Genomic DNA, 1501 nt, shown 5'->3' on the forward strand with positions numbered 1-1501 from the left:
GCGATCGTCCCCAATGGCCAAGGATGGCGATGGAGTGACGAGCTAGGGCTGTACTTAGGGATCCATGACCACAAGCTCCGGTACTTCCAGCCCACGGGAGAGCTAGTGCCCACCCCAGAGGAGGATGCCCTTCAGCAATACCAGCGGGCAGAGCGAGAAGCCCAACGGGCAGAGCGCTTGGCAGCTTATCTCCGCTCTCAGGGTTTTAACCCCGATGAGCTGTAAAGCAAGCTTAGTATAGCCAAGCTGGGGCTGTAACAGATCAGGGTTGGGAAACTAGACTATGTAGATTCTATAAGCTTACTAAGCTGCATCGCCTTGCCTAGAAACTGAGCCTAGTTCTCTCTTTACCCAGTTTCAGCTTGGCCCGACTATCCCTTGGGGACAGCTTTGGTTCTGTCACACCTTGTAACCTAATAGACCTTCAGAATGATTTATCCTGATAATAAGTAGATGGTAAACCATGCTACGGTTTCCTAGGATTACTAAGGAATTGGTTAATTCCAGAGTTATTTTTCAGGAATTGCCCTGGCTAGTTTGGAAGTTTTTCTAGGGATGCAACCACTGCTTTCGCTTCATTCACACACCACTTCAACTTGTCGATTTTTCCATTTGCTCTGGGGAGGGAGGTTACGATCGCTATGCAATTGACTCAATCGATGCTATTGCCATCACGTCAGTTTTCTCGCAGTCTTCAGTCTTCACTACAGAGTCGGTTGCTAGGTGTAGCGCTTGGTCTAGGGCTAGCCATTACTGGTCTATGCTCTACGGCTGTTCATGCTGCGGATGTGTCTGACTTCAGAGTAGGCTTGGCGATACAGCCATTTTCTGCATCTACGGCAGTCAACACAGTTGCTGCTAGTAGACAGTTTGACGGGCTGCTAGCTTCCGAGTTCCCAGCCAATGGTGTTTATCTTTACGGACAATCTCCTAATCGTGACCAGCTTGGGCGCGCTTACTTGGTGTTTGAGGTGTCTAACGGCCAAGTTGTAGGGGCATTTTACATGCCTAACTCTTCCTTTGACTGTTTCTTTGGCAACCTCACTGCTAATAAGCTGGCACTAACGGTGATCGATACCTATGATCGCAAAGCCCACCCCTACACCATTTCTCTAGCCCCCAGTAGCCAAGTGGCCAGTAGTAACTCTAGTGCACCAAGCTTAAACCTCATGGGTTACCATCGCCTTAGCAGTTTGAGCGACAATGATCGACGAATTCTTAACATTTGCAAAGCTGACTTGCAGAAATCATAGTACTGATTGACAAACAACCATGAAATGATCAAGTAGCGACTACTTGATCATTTTTTTTAACCATGACCATGACCGTCCCGCGCACTATCTGTCTGGGATTCCTGCTGATTATCAGCGTGGGTACATTATTGTTAATGATGCCTTTTTCCTTGACGAACCCCACGGTCTGGACTACTGAACCCATTGGTACAGTAATCACAGCTTTATTTACAACCACATCGGCAGTTTGTGTTACGGGTTTATCTGTC

The 1501-nt window shown here is 47.8% G+C and carries 3 protein-coding genes; all 3 read left to right on the forward strand.

All coding sequences use genetic code 11. From position 1 onward, the window contains the following. A partial coding sequence (locus NZ772_18800; protein MCS6815607.1) for a Uma2 family endonuclease occupies positions 1-225 on the forward strand: 225 nt, incomplete at its 5' end. A gap of 416 nt (positions 226-641) precedes the next feature. Beyond that, positions 642-1253, forward strand: coding sequence for a hypothetical protein (locus NZ772_18805; protein MCS6815608.1), 612 nt, complete (start codon positions 642-644; stop codon positions 1251-1253). A 68-nt stretch (positions 1254-1321) separates the two neighbouring features. After that, a partial coding sequence (locus tag NZ772_18810) for an ATPase (GenBank protein ID MCS6815609.1) occupies positions 1322-1501 on the forward strand: 180 nt, incomplete at its 3' end.

It is taken from the genome of Cyanobacteriota bacterium, from assembly GCA_025054735.1.
In the GTDB taxonomy this organism is placed as follows: domain Bacteria; phylum Cyanobacteriota; class Cyanobacteriia; order SKYG9; family SKYG9; genus SKYG9.